18 protein-coding genes are annotated in these 17,633 nt (G+C 35.1%); 16 read left to right on the top strand and 2 right to left on the bottom strand.

Annotation, left to right across the window (positions count from 1 at the left end; translation table 11 throughout):
• The first annotated feature begins 20 nt into the window (after positions 1-20).
• The 15 genes from gcvH (at position 21) to tsaB (ending at position 12,289) form a co-directional block, all read left to right on the top strand.
• Entirely contained in the window at positions 21-401 is a 381-nt protein-coding gene (gene gcvH, locus FT993_RS05730; RefSeq protein WP_147861585.1) for a glycine cleavage system protein GcvH, read from the top strand.
• Positions 367-783: a VanZ family protein gene (locus FT993_RS05725; RefSeq protein ID WP_147861584.1), complete on the top strand. Its 417-nt coding sequence runs from the start codon at positions 367-369 to the stop codon at positions 781-783. The genes gcvH and FT993_RS05725 overlap by 35 nt, the downstream gene beginning before the upstream one ends.
• Positions 784-830: 47 nt before the next feature.
• Positions 831-1,553 (top strand): energy transducer TonB, encoded by a 723-nt coding sequence (locus FT993_RS05720; protein ID WP_147861583.1) that lies wholly within the window; start codon positions 831-833, stop codon positions 1,551-1,553.
• A 138-nt stretch (positions 1,554-1,691) separates the two neighbouring features.
• Positions 1,692-3,782 (top strand): capsule assembly Wzi family protein, encoded by a 2,091-nt coding sequence (locus FT993_RS05715; RefSeq protein ID WP_147861582.1) that lies wholly within the window; start codon positions 1,692-1,694, stop codon positions 3,780-3,782.
• A gap of 68 nt (positions 3,783-3,850) precedes the next feature.
• A complete protein-coding gene (gene cyoE / locus FT993_RS05710) occupies positions 3,851-4,753 on the top strand; it encodes a heme o synthase (protein WP_147861581.1) in 903 nt (300 codons plus the stop codon).
• The gene (locus FT993_RS05705) at positions 4,744-5,325 is read left to right on the top strand and encodes a cytochrome c oxidase subunit 3 (RefSeq protein WP_147861580.1); all 582 of its coding nucleotides are present in this window, start codon (positions 4,744-4,746) and stop codon (positions 5,323-5,325) included. Before cyoE ends, FT993_RS05705 begins: the two co-directional genes overlap by 10 nt.
• A gap of 45 nt (positions 5,326-5,370) precedes the next feature.
• A complete protein-coding gene (locus FT993_RS05700; protein ID WP_147861579.1) occupies positions 5,371-6,354 on the top strand; it encodes a cytochrome c oxidase subunit 3 in 984 nt (327 codons plus the stop codon).
• A gap of 18 nt (positions 6,355-6,372) precedes the next feature.
• A complete protein-coding gene (locus tag FT993_RS05695; RefSeq protein ID WP_147861578.1) occupies positions 6,373-6,735 on the top strand; it encodes a cytochrome C oxidase subunit IV family protein in 363 nt (120 codons plus the stop codon).
• 80 nt (positions 6,736-6,815) lie between these two features.
• On the top strand, positions 6,816-7,475 hold the full coding sequence (locus FT993_RS05690) for a hypothetical protein (protein ID WP_147861577.1): 660 nt from the start codon (positions 6,816-6,818) through the stop codon (positions 7,473-7,475).
• The gene (locus FT993_RS05685; RefSeq protein ID WP_187240764.1) at positions 7,462-8,088 is read left to right on the top strand and encodes an SCO family protein; all 627 of its coding nucleotides are present in this window, start codon (positions 7,462-7,464) and stop codon (positions 8,086-8,088) included. Before FT993_RS05690 ends, FT993_RS05685 begins: the two co-directional genes overlap by 14 nt.
• A gap of 1 nt (position 8,089) precedes the next feature.
• Positions 8,090-8,635: a DUF420 domain-containing protein gene (locus FT993_RS05680; RefSeq protein ID WP_147861576.1), complete on the top strand. Its 546-nt coding sequence runs from the start codon at positions 8,090-8,092 to the stop codon at positions 8,633-8,635.
• The gene (locus FT993_RS05675; protein WP_187240763.1) at positions 8,628-8,861 is read left to right on the top strand and encodes a hypothetical protein; all 234 of its coding nucleotides are present in this window, start codon (positions 8,628-8,630) and stop codon (positions 8,859-8,861) included. Before FT993_RS05680 ends, FT993_RS05675 begins: the two co-directional genes overlap by 8 nt.
• Positions 8,862-9,016: 155 nt before the next feature.
• Complete coding sequence (locus tag FT993_RS05670) at positions 9,017-10,351, top strand: TolC family protein (protein WP_370450885.1); 1,335 nt, start codon at positions 9,017-9,019, stop codon at positions 10,349-10,351.
• 2 nt (positions 10,352-10,353) lie between these two features.
• Positions 10,354-11,601, top strand: coding sequence for an efflux RND transporter periplasmic adaptor subunit (locus FT993_RS05665; RefSeq protein WP_147861574.1), 1,248 nt, complete (start codon positions 10,354-10,356; stop codon positions 11,599-11,601).
• A gap of 1 nt (position 11,602) precedes the next feature.
• Positions 11,603-12,289 (top strand): tRNA (adenosine(37)-N6)-threonylcarbamoyltransferase complex dimerization subunit type 1 TsaB, encoded by a 687-nt coding sequence (tsaB, locus tag FT993_RS05660; protein ID WP_147861573.1) that lies wholly within the window; start codon positions 11,603-11,605, stop codon positions 12,287-12,289.
• Between the two features lie 4 nt (positions 12,290-12,293).
• On the opposite strand, the gene FT993_RS05655 is transcribed toward tsaB, so the two are convergent.
• Positions 12,294-13,121, bottom strand: a complete 828-nt coding sequence (locus tag FT993_RS05655; RefSeq protein WP_147861572.1) for a mechanosensitive ion channel family protein — start codon at positions 13,119-13,121, stop codon at positions 12,294-12,296.
• A 72-nt stretch (positions 13,122-13,193) separates the two neighbouring features.
• Positions 13,194-15,206 (bottom strand): thioredoxin domain-containing protein, encoded by a 2,013-nt coding sequence (locus tag FT993_RS05650; protein ID WP_147861571.1) that lies wholly within the window; start codon positions 15,204-15,206, stop codon positions 13,194-13,196.
• 118 nt (positions 15,207-15,324) lie between these two features.
• On the opposite strand from FT993_RS05650, the gene FT993_RS05645 reads away from it, so the two are divergent.
• A complete protein-coding gene (locus FT993_RS05645; protein WP_147861570.1) occupies positions 15,325-17,577 on the top strand; it encodes an inorganic phosphate transporter in 2,253 nt (750 codons plus the stop codon).
• Positions 17,578-17,633: the final 56 nt, after the last annotated feature.

The raw sequence follows: 17,633 nt of genomic DNA, 5'->3' as shown, positions 1-17,633 counted from the left end.
AAATTAAATCAGTTAATATTATGAACATTCCAAATGAATTAAAGTACACTAAAGACCACGAATGGGTTAAAATAGACGGTGATGTTGCTACTGTGGGTATAACCGATTTCGCACAAAGCGAACTAGGTGATATTGTATATGTTGAGGTAGAAACAGAAGGCGAAGAATTAGCCAAAGATGAAGTTTTTGGAAGTGTAGAGGCTGTTAAAACCGTTTCTGATTTGTTTTTGCCTTTGAGTGGTGAAATCATCGAGTTCAATGAAGGACTAGAAGACGAGCCAGAGAATGTAAATACAGATCCGTATACCGAAGGCTGGATTATTAAAATTAAAATAAGCAACCAAGAAGAAATAGAAGACCTATTAGATGCAGAAGCTTATAAAGAACTTATTGCCAGCTAAACTTTTACTCGTTCTTGCTTTGGTTAATACCTTGTGCATTGTTTACCTATCTTTAACCAGTACGCAAGGTTTACCAAAAGTTCAAATCAATCAGGCCGATAAGATTTTTCATTTTACGGCCTATTTTGTTTTAAGCTTTTTATGGATTTGGTACCTCTTTAAAGCAGTTAAAAACGCTAGGTTTATCTCAATTAAAAAAATAGTTTCTTTACTCGTAATCATTTTTGGCATTTTTATTGAAGTATTACAAGAAAGTCTTACAAGTTACAGAACTTTTGATTATTGGGATATTTTGGCCAATTCTGCCGGCGTGATGGTCGCATATTGGGTTTCAACTTATTTGATGAGGCCTGAGAAACAAGAAAAGAAGTTAAACTTTTAGATTTTTATCAAAAAATATTTACATTAGCAATTCGTTAAACTCAAGTTATGAAACCAAAAAAAAATCCAAAGAAAGATTTAGGAAGAAAAAGTGTTTTGTTCTTCCAAATTGGTCTTATTCTAATGCTTTTGATTACTTGGCGTGCCATTGAGTGGAAAACTTATGACAAAGAAGCCATAGACCAAGGAGTAGTGCAATTTGACCAACTAGAGGAAGAAGATGTGCCCATTACCGAGATACAAACCCCACCACCGCCACCACCGCCACCGCCACCAGCACCAGAGGTGATCGAAGTAGTTGAGGATGATGTAGAAATCGAGGAAGAAATTATTGAGTCTACCGAGGTTACAGATGAGCCAGAAATAGTTGAGGTTGATGATGTGGAGCCAACTCCTGAAGAAGTGATAGAAGATGTTCCTTTTACGGCTATTGAGGATGTTCCTTTATTTCCTGGCTGTGAAAAATATAAAACTAACGCCGAACGTAAGAAGTGTATGTCTGATAAAATCAAGAATTTTGTAAATAGCAAATTTAATACAGATCTTGGTTCAGAACTCGGTTTGTCTGGTGTAAATAGAGTATATGTAAGATTTAAAATTGACAGAAACGGAAAGGTTGTTGGTGTTCAAGCGAGAGCCCCACACCCAAGGTTGCAAAAAGAAGCCGAGCGTGTTGTAGGTATGTTGCCTAATATGGTGCCTGGTAAACAACGTGGAAAACCAGTTGGTGTTTTGTACTCACTTCCTATTATTTTTCAAGTGCAAGATTAATCTTAATCTTATTCAATATAAAAGCCTTCAAGCATTTGAAGGCTTTTTTTATGGATTTAAAGTTTTAATTTTAGGTACTAAGCTTTGCGCTATAAGCCACTTAGTTTTACATTTGTGTACTTAACTATTTTTAAATCTATGGCTAATTTCAATTTGCTTATCTTCACGCTTTTACTGGCTAACCTAACTTTGGCTCAACAAACTACCCAAAGAATAGAGCAATTTCCCGTTTTTGATTCTTGTACTGCTCAATCCGATAATGAAATAGAAAATTGCTTTTATGAGCGATTAAACGAATTGGTGTTTGAAAATTTTAATATACCAGCCAATCTGAAGGATATAGAAACTCAAATTGATGTTTTGTTTGAAGTTGATAAATCTGGAAGCTTTAATGTGCTTTATGTGACTAGTGCTCATAAAGTTTTAAAAGAAGAGGTTTACCGCACCTTTAACGCATTCCCTAAGGTGAAACCAGCATTTTTTAACGGCAAGCCTACCTATATGCAGTTTCGCTATCCTATAAAACTACCTTTAGAGGCACCTAATAAAATTGTTCAAGAAAAGACAACCAACAAAGAAAGCCAAGAAATTAAACTTCAAGAATACGATTTAGTCAACCAAGCTAAAGTGCCCTATACAAATCCAGAATATGAAAGCCAAATCAATATTCCGTTATCGCACGAAATATACAATCGGTTCGATAAGGAATTAAATCAGTTGGGAAGTAATGCCCATACTTCGGTCAAGCCGATGACTTACAATCGTGTTAATGCTTACTATAATTTTAAAAACGAACATGAAAAACTAAAATTACCTTTTAAATCATGGTTTGGTAAAAAGTTTTTTAACGAGCATTTGGTACGTTTACAAACCGAAGATTATTGGTTTACTGCAGATGTAGCTGCAGACCTTCAAATAGGTAAAGATTTTGATGCCGATTTTAATTCTACTTACAATAATACTCGTGCCGCTGTGATACAAGGAGGGATTGGCTCTAAATTTAATTTTTATGCGGCAGTTTATGAGAGTCAAGGACGTTTTGCCAACTATTTTAATGAGTATGCTAATAGTATTCGGCCCGATGGCGGAAATCCTGCCGTAATACCTGCAAGGGGAATTGCAAAAGATTTTAAAACAGATAGTTATGATTATCCTATCGCAGAAGGCTATATCTCTTACACCCCAAATAATTATTTTAATTTACAATTAGGGCATGGAAAAAACTTTATTGGCGACGGTTATCGTTCTATGCTATTGAGCGATAATGCGAGCCCGTACCCATTTTTTAAAATTAATACCAGTTTTTGGAAAATAAAATATACCAATATTTGGATGAGTCTACGCGACATAAGGCCAGCGGTGACAGAGTCTGGCTCTTTTCGCACAAAATATATGGCCACTCATCATTTAAGCTACAATGTAAGCAAGCGATTAAATATAGGATTGTTTGAATCTGTACTATGGGAAAACGACAACGATCGAGGTTTTGATTTTAACTACTTGAATCCGGTTATTTTTTACCGTGCCATAGAATTTTCAACAGGATCTAGAGGAGGAAATGCATTGATTGGTCTTGATGCCAAGTACAAATTTTCAAATCAAATTAACGCCTATACCCAAATGATGATCGATGAGTTTTCATCTTCAGATATTTTTGGAGGCCAGCAGAGTTACAAAAACAAGATTGCCTATCAATTGGGCCTTAAATTATATGACTTTGTTGGTGTACGCAATTTAAATTTACAGGTAGAATATAATCAGGCTCGACCTTACACTTACTCTCATAATACAGTGGTTTTAAATTACGGTCATAACAATCAATCTTTAGCGCATTTATGGGGTGCTAATTTCAGAGAGTTTTTATTCATAACTCGCTATAAGCAAAAACGCTGGTATGGGCATGCTAAATTTATTTTAGGAAAACGCGGATTAGAGCTGGAAGCAGATTTAGATCCGTTTTACGGCGGAAATATTTACGGAAGTGAAGACCAGCGAATAAGTAATAAAGGAAACGAAATGCTGCAAGGGAACACCGCAGACTTTTTTTATGCTGAGACAGAGTTGGGGTATTTGCTTAATCCGGCTACAAATTTAAAAGTGTATGCTAATTTTATTTATCGAAACTTGACACCCGATATTGAAAATACATTCCTGCCGTCTACGGGCACTACTACCTGGTTAAATTTTGGGTTTAGAACCGACTTATTTAATTGGTACTACGACTTTTAAAAATATAGCAGCATGCTTTGTCTTTACCGCTTTTAAGCAGTATCTTTGCAGCGACAATTTTTAGGAGATTGAGCAAGACCATAGAAAATACTTATCAGGTAAGTCGGTTAACCGATTTTAAAGAAATTACCAAAATGCGTTTGGCGGTAAGTGTGGTTTTTTCTTCTATTGCTGGTTATTTTCTAGGAGCCGATAAAATTAACTTTTTTACGGTTTTATTGCTCGGTATTGGAGGTTATATGATGGTTGGTGCAAGTAATGCTTTTAATCAAGTTTTAGAGCGTGATTTAGATGGATTAATGAGCCGTACCAAAAACAGGCCTTTACCAGCAGGTAGAATGAGTGTGAAAATGGCGCTGTTTATTGCTGTTAGTTTCACCTTATTGGGGTTGGCTGTTTTGTATATCATCAACCCTGTAACGTCTATGTTCGGTGCGATATCAATCTTTTTGTATGTAAGTGTTTATACACCATTAAAAACCAAAACACCACTTTCTGTATTTATAGGTGCCTTTCCGGGAGCAATCCCATTTATGCTTGGCTGGGTAGCCGCTACAAATGATTTTAGTATCGAGCCAGGAACGCTTTTTATGATTCAGTTTTTTTGGCAATTCCCGCATTTCTGGGCGTTAGGTTGGTGGTTGTACGATGATTATGAGAAAGGCGGATTTTTTATGCTGCCAACGGGAAAACGAGATAAAGGGACTGCGATTCAAATTATACTCTATACAATTTGGACGGTGGTAATTTCACTAGTACCCACACTGGGGGTTACCGGTAAATTATATCTGAGTCCGATTGCAGGGGTATTAATATTTTTACTTGGCTCAGGTATGATGTATTATGCCGTGAAATTATACCGTGATAGAGACCAAAAAACGGCTAAGCAGCTTATGTTTGCTAGTGTTAGCTATATTACCTTACTACAAATAATTTATGTTTTAGATAAATATATTCGCTTATGGATTTAACAGATGGTACCGAGAGAGAAAAAATAGCACGGTCAAAAAAAATGATGTTGTGGTTCGCAATCATAAGCATGGGTATGATGTTTGCTGGCCTTACCAGTGCATTTGTGGTGAGTAAAGATAGGCCCGATTGGATTGAAGATTTTCAATTACCAGCGCCTTTTTTGTACAGTACAATTGTTATTTTGCTAAGTAGTGTCTGTCTGCTTTTTGCTAAAAAAGCCGTAAAGAATAATGAAACCAAAAAAGCAGGGTGGTTACTTATAGCAACCTTTGTTTTGGGTAGTGTTTTTGTTTGGATGCAATTTCAAGGATTTATGGAAATTTTGGGTGAGGGGTATTATTTTACAGGAAGTGCGAGCAACATAACTTCATCTTTTATTTATTTAATTGTTATATCTCATATCGCCCATATAGTGGCGGGTTTAATCATATTATTAGTCTTAATTTATAATAATTCTAAACAGCGCTATAAATCTGGGCAAATGCTTGGATTAGAGCTAGGTGCGACCTTTTGGCATTTTGTAGATGTCTTATGGATTTATCTGTTTTTCTTTTTATATTTCTTAGGATAATAAAATTAACTATTTTTGCTTAATATTTAACACTAATTTCTATTTATGGAAGCTACTGTTGCCCAAACAGGCACCGAAGGAAAAACTTGGGGTGGAGGAAATAAACCACTTGGAGCAAGTTATGGAAAATTAATGATGTGGTTTTTTATTGCATCAGATGCGCTTACGTTTTCGGCGTTTTTAGCAGCTTATGGTTTTTCAAGATTTAAGTTTATAGACTCTTGGCCTATAGCCGATGAGGTGTTTAATCACTTTCCGTTCTTACACGGGGTTGACGCACCCATGTACTATGTGGCGTTGATGACTTTTATTCTAATATTTTCATCGGTGACCATGGTGTTAGCTGTAGATGCAGGACATCATATGAACAAAAAGAAAGTTACACTCTACATGTTTTTAACCATTATTGGTGGTTTGGTCTTTGTAGGATCGCAAGCTTGGGAGTGGAAAAATTTTATAAACGGTACCTACGGTGCGGTTGAAACACGAGGAGGTCAAATTTTACAGTTCGTAGATGCCGATCACGAGCGCGTTGCTTTAGCCGATTTTGCTAAAACCTTACCTCAAGACCGTATAGAACACCAGCCTAGCAATGGTGTGTGGTATGATGCTGATAAGCAGACGTCTGCTAGTTTTACTGTAGAGGAAATTACTAAGGGGTTTGAAGCTAATCCAAACATATTGGTTCGTATTCAGCAATTAGATGAGAACGGTAAGAAAATTGTTTTATCTAGAGAAGCTTCATTGGCAAAATTAGAGAATGATGCTGTTACAACCGTAGAAGGAGCAAACCTTACCCATAATGAATATGGACCGCCATTATTTGCCGATTTCTTTTTCTTTATCACAGGATTTCATGGTTTTCACGTATCTATGGGTATTATTCTAAATATTATAATATTTTTTAATGTTTTAATAGGCACATATGAGCGAAGAGGAAGCTATGAAATGGTAGAAAAAGTGGGATTATATTGGCACTTTGTAGACTTAGTTTGGGTATTTGTATTTACTTTCTTTTACCTTGTTTAATAAAAAACACAATTAAAAATGGCACACGATTCAGCACATACTAATCAATCAGCAACAAAGCGAATTTGGTATGTATTTATGTTACTCTCAGTAGTAACTATTGTAGAGGTGGTATTGGGTATCTTTAAACCAGCATTCTTGGTGCAGACCGATATCTTGTATATGCATCTTTTAAATTGGATATTTATTATTTTAACCGTTTATAAAGCTTATTTAATTACTTGGGCCTTTATGCATATGGAAGGTGAAAAGAAGGGTTTAAGGCGTTCTGTGGTGTGGACAGTTGTATTTCTAGTTTGTTACTTGGTTTTTATCCTTCTTGCAGAAGGAGTTTATGTTCACGATGTTTTTGCTAACGGTTTTCTAACTTGGAATTTCTAATAGAAACATAAGTTAAATCATAGAAAAAGGCGGTTTTATTTAACCGTCTTTTTTATTTTTGCAAAAGCAATTATATTGTTATGAAAAAATATTTAGTGCTTACCTTATTGTTTGCATTGCCTATTGTGGCTTACTTATTTTTTTCTTCAGGAATTAATCATTTTGCCATACTTCCCACTTTAACCAAACCTATTTCCGAAATCGATAATTTTCAGACTTCTCAAAGCGAAGAAGTGCGTTTGAAAAACCATATTAGTGTTCTTTTCTTCATGGGGAATCGCGTTAAGGAAATGGAAGGGAATGCTTTTAATCTTAATGAAAAAATTTACGATAAAAACTATCAGTTTAAGGACTTTCAATTTGTGATATTGGCAGAAAATGGGCAAGAACAAGCGGTCCAAGATCTGCTAAATCAATTAGGCACCACCATAGATGTCAAGAATTGGAAATTTGCTTTTGGTACTCAGCATGACATTCAAAGGGTCTTTGATAGTTTGCAAACCCCTCTGCAATTAAATGAAGGTGGTGCTAATGAGCACGTTTTTATTATTGATAAAGAATTAGCTTTACGCGGAAGAAAAGATGAGCAAGATAAAAGTGTGGTTGAAAATTATGGGTATGACACTTCTTCTGTGGCAGAGCTTAGCAACATCATGAGCGACGACATAAAAGTGATTTTAGCCGAATATAGATTGGCCACAAAGGGGAATGCAATTAAAGATAAAGATGAAAAATTATAAATACATTGGTATAACTTTTATTATTTTGATTTTTGGAATTTGGGCGGTTCCTAAAATAGTAGATCGTTTTAGCGGTAATAAAGTTGCTATGACAGTAATAGGTAAGGTGCCTAGTTATCAGTTTACCAATCAAGATGGTGAGCTCATTTCTGATGAAGATTTTAAGGGTAAGGTTTATGTAGTAGAGTTCTTTTTTACTACTTGTCCTACTATTTGCCCCGAAATGAATGAAAATATGACAAAAATTCAAGACGAATTTTTTGGTAATCCTAATTTCGGTATAGCTTCTTTTAGTATTAATCCAGAATACGATACGCCAGAGATTTTAGCTGCCTACGCCAAAAAACATGGTATATCACATCCTAATTGGCATTTGTTAACTGGTGAACGAGACGCTATATTCCAATTAGCCAATCAAGGATTCAATCTTTACGCAGCCTACAATCCTAAGGTAAAAGGTAACTTTGAACATTCAGGCTATTTTGCTCTTATCAATAAGCAAGGTGAGATTGTTTCTCGCCTCGATGAATATGGTAATCCAAAAGGTTATTACGATGGGTTAGCCCCCAAAGATCTAAATATGCTTAAATCTGATATAAAAAAGTTGTTGTAAAATGAAAGAGGTAATTCAAAAGGGTAAAGATAAAATTGTTGTACCTATTATTATTATTTTATCTATTGCGGTACCACTTATAGTATTAGTCCTGCTCAATCTTCCTACAAGATATGATTTATTAGGATTAGAAATAGGTACCTATCCATTTTTTCACGCCGTTTTAAATGGGATTACAGCAGTACTTTTATTTCTTGGCTATATCTTAATCCGTAAAGGAGAAAAACTACTTCATCGCAATGTAATGATTACTGCTTTTGTTTTATCTTGCGTGTTTTTAATTAGTTATGTTTTCTCTAAATTAAGTAATGATCCTGTTCCTTATGGAGGAGAAGGATTTTTAAGGCCATTGTATTTTTTTATTTTAATTTCGCATATCGTACTTTCTGCTATAATAGTACCTTTGGTCTTGTTTACCATGTATAGAGGTTTAACAGCAGAATATAAAAAGCATGTTAAAATAGCCCGATATACTTTTCCTATTTGGTTTTATGTGGCTGTAACAGGAGTTTTGGTTTATTTGTTTATGTTACCTTATTATGGATAAAAAATTAGTCTTTCTTTTGTTTTTTGTATTATTTATTGGTTTCATATTACCAGTCAATGCACAATGCGCTATGTGTCGAGCGGTATTAGAAAGCGACCCAGATGGGACAGCCGCCAAGTCGATAAACAATGGAATTATGTATTTAATGGTTTTTCCTTATCTGCTGGTTGGCGGGGTTGGCATAGCGGTTTATCGCACCTTAAAGAATAGAAAAAAAGAAGCATAGTAACGCGCTTTTTGTAACAAAATTCCATCATATTCGTCCTATGATTAGTAGGTTTTAAAAGTAGAGCAAAAGGAAATTAAGTTGCTTGTGGTTATTTATTTGATCCAGTTGTAACAATAATCCTACTTTTTCTACTTATAAATTAGTAAATTATAATGATGCGAATAAAAACTTTACTCCTTTCCATATTTTGTCTTCCGGCTGTACTTTTTAGCCAAGAAAAAAAATGGACGCTAAACGAATGTGTTACGCATGCTTTAGAGAACAACATCAGTATCAAACAATCTGAGTTAGATTTGGAAAGTGCTCAGTACGATAAAAGAGATGCTATAGGTAATTTTATACCAAGTCTTAATGGTTCTGCATCTTACTCTACGAATACCGGAGCTAACATTAACCCGGTTACCAACCAATTTGAGAATGAAGTTTTTAGTTCTTTTACCACCGGGTTTAATTCTTCACTTACTTTATTTGATGGTTTAAGGAACATTAGGCAGCTCCAAAGAGCCAAATTAGCTCAATTGGCCACGCAATATCAACTTGATAAAATGAAAGATGATATTAGTCTCGCCGTGGCAAACGCCTATTTAAATGTCTTGCTTAATAAAGCCAACCTATCATCGCTACAAAGTCAAAACCAGGTTAGTAATGAGCAGTTAAAGCGTACAGAAGATTTGGTAGAAGGTGGCGTACTACCAAAAGGAGATCTTTTAGAAATAAAAGCCAATATGGCCAATGAAAAGCAGCAAATAGCCATAGCACGAAACAATGTAAAAATTGCTTTAATTAATCTCGCGCAGTTGTTGTTGGTTAAAGATTATGAAAATTTTCAAATCGTTGATGAAGGTTATGAGCTGGTCTCAAACGAAGTAGCTAACCAGCCTGTGGCATCTATTATCGCTTCCGCGGAAGAGAATAGGCCAGAACTTAAAATTGCCGAACAAAATTTAGCTATTGCACAAAAAGATGTGCAAATTTCTAGGGGAGCATATTATCCTACTTTAACCGCTTTTTTTGGATATAATACCCGTTATTCAGATAATGATTTTTTTGAACGTTCATTCACAACGCAGTTGTATCAAAATGACGGAATTGGCTATGGAGTGCAATTAAACGTACCTATACTTAACGGTTTGGCCACTAGAAATAATGTAGCTCGCAGTAAAATAAATTTAGAAAGAAGAAAGTACCAACTAGAACAAGCTAAATTAGATTTAGAGTCTAATGTATATCAAGCACACGTAGATGCTCAGGGAGCTTTAGAAGCATATGAAGCAGCTCAAGAAGTGGTTAAATCACAAGAATTGGCTTTTGATTATGCCCAGCAGCGCTATGATGTTGGTCTCACCAATGGTTTTGATTTTACCCAGGCTAAACAAAGATTAGACAACGCTTTTATAGAGCTTAATCGTGCTAAATACGACTATATTTTTAAATTAAAGGTGCTTGAATTGTATTTCGGAATAGATCCGCAAAACTTAAAATTATAAAAATGAAAAAAAAGAAAATACTTGTAATTGTAATAAGTGTATTGGTTTTAATTGCCTTTTTAATAGGAGGTAAAAAAGCGGGTTGGTTTGGAAAGGCAGATAACCTTAAACAAGTGGAGGTATCCCTTTTAGAAAAAATGGACTTGGTAGAAACGGTGTCAGCAACGGGTAAAATACAGCCTGAGGTAGAGGTTAAACTATCTTCTGAAGTTTCGGGTGAGATTATCGAACTACCTATAAAAGAAGGACAACGCGTTGAAAAAGGTGATTTACTGGTAAAAATTAATCCAGATTTATACCAATCAAGTCTACAACGTTCGCAAGCTAGCTACCAAAATATTAAAGCCAATTTAGAGCAAGCTAAGGCTAGCCTTAAAGAAGCTGAAGCTAACTATAACCGAAACAAAACTTTGTTTGAGAAAGGGGTTATTTCACAAAGTGAATGGGATGCCGTTTTATCTAGGTATGAGGTAGCAAAAGCCACACAAAAAAGCGCCTATTTTAATGTACAAAGTGCCGCAGCAACGGTTAACGAAGCACAAGATAACTTAGGCAGAACTACAATTTATGCACCCATGTCGGGGACAATTTCAAAATTGGACGCCGAATTGGGCGAGCGTGTTGTGGGAACCCAGCAAATGGCGGGTACAGAGATATTACGCGTTGCCAACTTGAATGAAATGGAAGTTGAGGTTGATGTGAATGAGAATGATATCGTAAAAATTAATGTAGGTGATTCCGCTATAGTGGAGGTTGACGCTTACTTGGATAAAAAATTTAAGGGGTTGGTAACGGCTATAAGTAATTCTGCAAACGATGCGCTTTCTGCCGATCAAGTAACTAACTTTAAGGTGAAAGTGAAAATTTTAAAAGAATCTTATGCCGATTTATTAGCGGGTAAAGGAGAGAACTATTCACCCTTTAGACCAGGGATGACAGCCACAGTTGATATAATTACAAACAGTAAAAAAGACATTCTTGCGGTTCCTATTAGCGCGATTGTTATTAAAACAGATACGACCAAGTCAAACGCGTCTGGTTTAGACGACAAAACTTACGAAGCTGTATTCATTAAAGAGGAAGGCGAAGCAAAGTTACAAGCCATAAAAACCGGTATTCAAGATGAAACCAATATTGAGATTATTGAAGGTCTTAAAGAAGGAGATAAAATAATTACAGGTCCGTATAGTTTAGTTACTAAAAAATTAAAAGACGGTCACGCGGTTGAAGAAATTAAAAAATCGAAATAAATTGGCATTATTATTAGCGTTAGAAACAACAACTACCAATTGTTCTGTTGCGTTGTGGAAAGATGAGAAGTTAATAGATTTAATCGAAGATCGAACTCCTGGATATTCCCACGCTGAATTGCTTCATACCTTTATTCAAAAAATAATTGAAGACAATGGTTTTTCATTAAAAAGTTTAGATGCAGTAGCCATAAGTAAAGGTCCAGGGTCGTATACCGGATTACGAATTGGGGTGTCGGCGGCTAAAGGTTTGTGTTATGCCTTGGGCGTTCCGCTTATTGCCGTCGATACTTTAGAGGCTCTAGCTATGCGGTATAATAAAGAAACGCACGGAGAGGTAGATAAAATTATATCTTGCCTAGATGCTCGCCGAATGGAAGTTTATGCCGGTTTTTATTCGGTGAATTCGAAATCTGATACTGGCTTAACCACAATTAAACCCGTTGAAGCTTTAATAATTGAAGCAGATTCTTTTCAAGATGAAAAAAGCCAACGTCTTTTATTTTTGGGAGAAGCTACAAGTAAGTTGTCTGAAAAGTTGACGTCTAAAGATAATTTTACTTTTGTTGAAGCACAACCTTCTGCAAAGGAAGTAGGTATTTTGGCTATGCGAAAATATAAAATAAGCGACGTAGAAGACGTCGCTTATTTTGAACCGTTTTATTTGAAAGATTTCAAATTAGGGTAATCCCTTATTCGGGTTTGCTAATAATATGAACGTCTCTTTGAGGGTAAGGAATACCAATTTCGGCAGCATCCAATCTTCTTTTAGCCTCTTCGATGGTATACCAATGGCAGTCCCAGAAATGCTCATTTAATGCCCAAAAACGTAAAGATAAATTAACTGAATTATCGGCTAATTCTGTTACAACTACTTGTGGTGCAGGATCACGCATAATATTTTCCTGCTCTAGCATAAGGTTTTCTAAAATATCTTTAGCTTGTTTTATATCTGCATCATAAGAAATACCTATAGTAATAGCATCTTTACGCTTTCCTTCAACAGTGTAGTTAGTAATGTTATCATTGGCTAAAGGGCCATTAGGAACCGTAACCAATTGATTCCCGAATGTATTTATTTTTGTATAAAATAAAGAGATTTCTTTTACAGATCCAGAAACACCTTGAGCCTCAATCCAGTCGCCTATTCTAAAGGGCTTTAAAATAACTATAATCACACCTCCTGCAAAATTGGCCAAAGAACCTTGTAGAGCCAAACCAATAGCTAAAGTGGCAGCACCAATAACTGCAATTATACTTGTGGTCTCTATACCGATTTGATTAATAGCTGTAATGAAAACGAGAATCTTAAGCGTATATTCGATAATTTTAGTAAGAAATTGCTCTAAAGCAATGCCGTAATCTTTTTTGCTTAAAATTTTTCTTACATACTTAACAATGACTTTAGAAAGCCACCATCCTATAATTAAGATGACAATTGCGGCTAGTAAATTAGGTAAGAAATCGATTATTTTATCGATATACTCTTTTGCGTAATTTTCAAATTCAGTTATTTCCATATTTATAATTTTTGTTTGTTGCATTATATGGAACAAACTGCTTTTTTAAAACTTTTATTCGTTTAATTTTTGTTAATAATTATTACTCAATAAGAGCTTTATGGCTTTCTGCGTATTATATACAGGAGGGAGGCAAGCTTTTTCTGTGCAAATTAATATTTCTTCCTTTACAGTGTTATTTGTGCTTTTTTGGCTTGTATTAATCGTACGATAAAAGTTAATAAGTGCTTTTCTTTTGCAAAACGCAGACCACAAGTTTTCATTGGTTTTCACCAAAAAAAACGGATAATCTCGTTTCAATTGGTTTTGTAGCCATTGAGAATAGTCACTAGGAGAGTGAATAATATCTGCCAAAATACAATCTTGCATTTTCTCAAATTGTTTTCGATATGTTGACTTGCCCGTAAGCAGCGCCAGCTTATGCAGATTCTCACTCATTACAGCATTGGCACTAGGAACAACATTATCACGAACTGCAATTGGTTTTATAAATAAATCTTCGTTATGAATCTCAGAATAGTAAAAAAAGATATCGGTTTCTTTTTTAAAGTTTTTAAAACAATACTGGATAAAAGCCTCAGAAAGCTTTAAATAAATAGGCTTTAGACTAACTTCATGCATACTAAGTAAGGCCTGAATAAAAAACGCGTAATCTTCTAAGCTGCCAGCTTTTGAATCTTGGTGCTCGTGTAATTCCTTGTAAAGCTTATTGCCATCGTAGTTGAGCTGTAATATTCGATCTATTGCATTTTGGCATCGCAATAGGAGAGGTTGCTCTTGTGTTGTTTTATAAACATTCAAGTAGGTTGTAATGGCCATGGCATTAAGCGATAGCATCTTTTTATTGTCTAGTTGTGGTTTTGCTCTTTTTGCTTTGCTAGCTTTTAATGTTTGTAAGCATTCGTTTATTTTATTTTCTGCCTCTAGCTTCGATAAATTAAATGATTTTACAAGGCTTGAAATGGATTGACTTTTATATAAAATGTAATTTCCATTCTCCCAATACCCTTTCGGGTTGATGTTAAAGTAACTGGCAAATAACTCAAACTTTTCTTTTAGTAATTCTTGGAGTTCTTCTTTTTTCCAGGTATAATATGCACCTTCTTCGCGCTCTTCTTTTAAATTAAGGCTATCGGCATCTAGAGCAGTAAACCACAAATAATCATTATCACTCAATTGCTGGTCAATGAAAGCGAGTGTTTTCTTATATGTTTTTTTAAAGGATTTCTCTTGGAATAAAATATAGGCTTGGTGGTACAGGTTGATGAGTTGAAGGTTGTCATATAACATTTTCTCAAAATGTGGGACATGCCAATTTTGATCTAGAGCATAGCGTGAAAATCCGCCTTCAATATGATCATGGATTCCTCCGCGTTCAATTTTTTTCAAACTTAATTTAAGATAATTATTCAAATTATCGTCTTGGGCAATATGAGCGTATTTTAGTAAAAATAAGTGCTGATTAGGCATCATAAACTTTGGGATGCCCAAGTCACCTCCATAGGTGTAATCGAGTTGATTCTTCCATTTATTTATAAGCAATTCAAAATCTATTTTTTTCTTTAATTCTTTATCATTTATATTAGGTAATTGTAGTTTTGATACTCCTTCCTTTAAGGTGTCGGCGTATTCTTGCATTGAATTAGGATCTTTTTCAAACAAAGCATTTATCTGCATTAAGGCACTTAACCATGGTTTCGCTTTTAAAAATGTACAACCCCAAACTGGCATCTTGTTGGGTAGGGCTATAATATTTAGGGGCCAACCCCCTTGCTTAATCATAAGCTGCAGACTTTGCATATAGAGATGGTCGACTTCGGGATGAACCTCACGATCTACTTTTATAGCAACAAAATGTTCATTCATAAATTTAGCTACCTCCTTGTTCTCGAATACCTCTTTTTCCATTTCGTGACACCAATGGCAGGTAGTATAACCTATACTAATTATCAGCATTTTATTTTTTTCAATAGCATAGTTTAATACGTCATTACTCCACACTTGCCAATTTATCGGGTTGTCGGCGTGTTGTTTTAAATAAGGGCTATTGGAGTTTTTGAGGTTATTGGATTTAAAATTGATCATAATTATTATTTTTTTTCGGGAAGAAGGTAAATTGAAAATTAATGTTTTGGTAACATTGGGTTGATAAGTAATTAAAAATAAAAGCAGGAATTTTGCACCCAATTAGGTAAACAAATTTATGGAAACTTTTTACATTATTGTTTTAGTTATATTATTTGCTTTAGCCATTACAGATTTAGTAGTGGGGGTAAGTAATGATGCTGTAAACTTTCTAAATTCGGCCATTGGTTCAAAAGCTATTTCCCTAAAGACAATTATGATTGTAGCTAGTATAGGGGTGGCCGTTGGAGCAATCTTTTCAAGCGGACTTATGGAAGTAGCCAGAAAAGGAATCTTTGATCCCAGTCAATTTTATTTTGATGAAATCATGATCATCTTTCTGGCAGTTATGATTACCGATGTACTATTGCTCGACTTTTTTAATTCCTTAGGATTGCCTACTTCAACTACAGTTTCTATTGTATTTGAGTTGTTAGGAGCTGCGGTAAGTGTAGCTGCAATCAAGTTATACGAGCAGTCCCAGAGTTTTAATCTTATTTATGATTATATAAACACTTCAAAGGCCTTAGAGATAATTATGGGTATTTTGCTTTCTGTGCTCATTGCATTTACAGTAGGAGCCATTGTGCAATATCTCTCCCGGTTAGTATTTTCTTTTCAGTTTGAACGTAAAATGAAATATGTAGGGTCTGTTTTTGGAGGGGTGTCTATTACGGCTATCACTTATTTCATTTTTATTAAAGGGATGAAAAGTATTTCTTTTATTCCAGGGTCGGTTAAAGAATTTGTAAACGATCAAACCTTGATAATAATAGGGATTAGTTTTTTGTTCTGGACACTTGTTTCCCAGTTAATGATGAGCCTATTCAAAGTAAATATCCTTAGAGCAATTATAGTAATTGGGACCTTTGCACTAGCCTTGGCCTTTGCCGGGAATGATTTGGTAAATTTTATAGGGGTTCCTATTGCAGCTTGGCAATCTTACGACATTTGGATGGCCAGTGGCCAAGCACCAGGACAATTAGATATGACCGGCCTTGCAGGTGCGGTGCAAACCCCTGAAATACTTTTGATAGGGGCTGGAGCCATAATGGTTATTACGTTGTGGTTTTCGAGTAAAGCCCGAGCGGTTGTAGATACGGGTATAAATCTTTCTAGACAAGGAGACGGGGCAGAACGCTTTGAACCGAATAGCCTCTCTAGGGTTATTGTAAGATATTCAGTAATTTTTAGCAACAGTATTACTCATATTCTACCCAATAGTATAACCAATAGTATCGAATCTAAATTTCAAAAACCTAAAGAATTATTGAATGATCGCAGAATTGATGCTCCTGCTTTTGATATGGTACGCGCTTCTGTGAATTTGGTTGTTGCTAGTATTTTAATTTCAATAGGTACTAATCTTAAGTTACCCTTGTCTACTACTTATGTTACCTTTATGGTAGCCATGGGTACTTCGCTTGCTGATCGTGCTTGGGATCGTGAAAGTGCTGTTTATCGTGTGGCAGGTGTGATTAATGTAGTTGGCGGTTGGTTTGTTACTGCTTTAGTAGCTTTTGTGGCAGCGGCGATTTTTGCTTTGGTGATTTGGTTCGGAGGCATGGTAGCCATTTCATTATTAGTTGGTCTAGCAGTATTTTTAATTGTTCGTGGAGCAATTCTTCATAATCGTAAAAAGAGACTAGAACAAAGTAAAAAGCGATTTAATAGAAGCGATATCATCACTATTAATGAAATTACTCAAGAGACTTCGCAAAATGTTTCCAATGTAATTAAAGGTATTAATAAAAGATATAGTAAGGTCATAAACCATTTGGGTTATCACGATCTGAGTAAACTTAAAAAAGATAAGAAACGCTTGAACGAGCTTGATGGAGAAGTAGAAGAGTTGAAAGATAATGTTTTCTATTTTATTAAGTCTTTAGAAGATAACTCGGTTGAAGCTAGTAAATTCTATATCTTATTTTTAGACTATTTGCAAGACATGGTACAATCTATCGGTCTTATAGCACAATCAAGTTACAAACACGTAAACAATAATCATAAAAACCTGAAGTTTAATCAAATTAGAGATTTAAAAAGTGTAGATCGGGATATGCAGGTGCTTTTTGATGACATCATTGAAACCTTCGATAGTCATTCGTTTGAAAATATTAACCGAATTCTGGAAGAAAAGCAGAAGTTAATGAACAAGGTGTCTGAGTTAATTCAAAAGCAAATCAATCGTATCAGAACTTCAGAAACCAGCCCTAAAAACACCAAGCTTTATTTTGGTATCTTGTTAGAGACCAAAGATTTAATAAGCGCTACCATGAATTTACTGCAGCTTTTTGATGATTATTATCAAGACGCAAAAAGAGAGTTGTAAATTTAAATTCTGTTATAAGTTGATAAAAAAGGAGGCTCGTGAGAGCCTCCTTTTTT

The sequence above is a fragment of the Mesonia sp. HuA40 genome, from assembly GCF_008017835.1.
GTDB lineage: Bacteria > Bacteroidota > Bacteroidia > Flavobacteriales > Flavobacteriaceae > Mesonia.
This window is presented reverse-complemented; position numbering and strand designations above follow the sequence as displayed.

Bases quoted from the DNA above. Each gene is read 5' to 3' on its own strand.
- gcvH (WP_147861585.1), top strand. From the start codon at position 21: ATGAACATTCCAAATGAATTAAAGTACACTAAAGACCACGAATGGGTT.
- FT993_RS05725 (WP_147861584.1), top strand. From the start codon at position 367: ATGCAGAAGCTTATAAAGAACTTATTGCCAGCTAAACTTTTACTCGTT.
- FT993_RS05720 (WP_147861583.1), top strand. From the start codon at position 831: ATGAAACCAAAAAAAAATCCAAAGAAAGATTTAGGAAGAAAAAGTGTT.
- FT993_RS05715 (WP_147861582.1), top strand. From the start codon at position 1,692: ATGGCTAATTTCAATTTGCTTATCTTCACGCTTTTACTGGCTAACCTA.
- FT993_RS05705 (WP_147861580.1), top strand. From the start codon at position 4,744: ATGGATTTAACAGATGGTACCGAGAGAGAAAAAATAGCACGGTCAAAA.
- FT993_RS05700 (WP_147861579.1), top strand. From the start codon at position 5,371: ATGGAAGCTACTGTTGCCCAAACAGGCACCGAAGGAAAAACTTGGGGT.
- FT993_RS05695 (WP_147861578.1), top strand. From the start codon at position 6,373: ATGGCACACGATTCAGCACATACTAATCAATCAGCAACAAAGCGAATT.
- FT993_RS05690 (WP_147861577.1), top strand. From the start codon at position 6,816: ATGAAAAAATATTTAGTGCTTACCTTATTGTTTGCATTGCCTATTGTG.
- FT993_RS05685 (WP_187240764.1), top strand. From the start codon at position 7,462: ATGAAAAATTATAAATACATTGGTATAACTTTTATTATTTTGATTTTT.
- FT993_RS05680 (WP_147861576.1), top strand. From the start codon at position 8,090: ATGAAAGAGGTAATTCAAAAGGGTAAAGATAAAATTGTTGTACCTATT.
- FT993_RS05675 (WP_187240763.1), top strand. From the start codon at position 8,628: ATGGATAAAAAATTAGTCTTTCTTTTGTTTTTTGTATTATTTATTGGT.
- FT993_RS05670 (WP_370450885.1), top strand. From the start codon at position 9,017: ATGATGCGAATAAAAACTTTACTCCTTTCCATATTTTGTCTTCCGGCT.
- FT993_RS05665 (WP_147861574.1), top strand. From the start codon at position 10,354: ATGAAAAAAAAGAAAATACTTGTAATTGTAATAAGTGTATTGGTTTTA.
- FT993_RS05655 (WP_147861572.1), bottom strand. From the start codon at position 13,121: ATGGAAATAACTGAATTTGAAAATTACGCAAAAGAGTATATCGATAAA.
- FT993_RS05650 (WP_147861571.1), bottom strand. From the start codon at position 15,206: ATGATCAATTTTAAATCCAATAACCTCAAAAACTCCAATAGCCCTTAT.
- FT993_RS05645 (WP_147861570.1), top strand. From the start codon at position 15,325: ATGGAAACTTTTTACATTATTGTTTTAGTTATATTATTTGCTTTAGCC.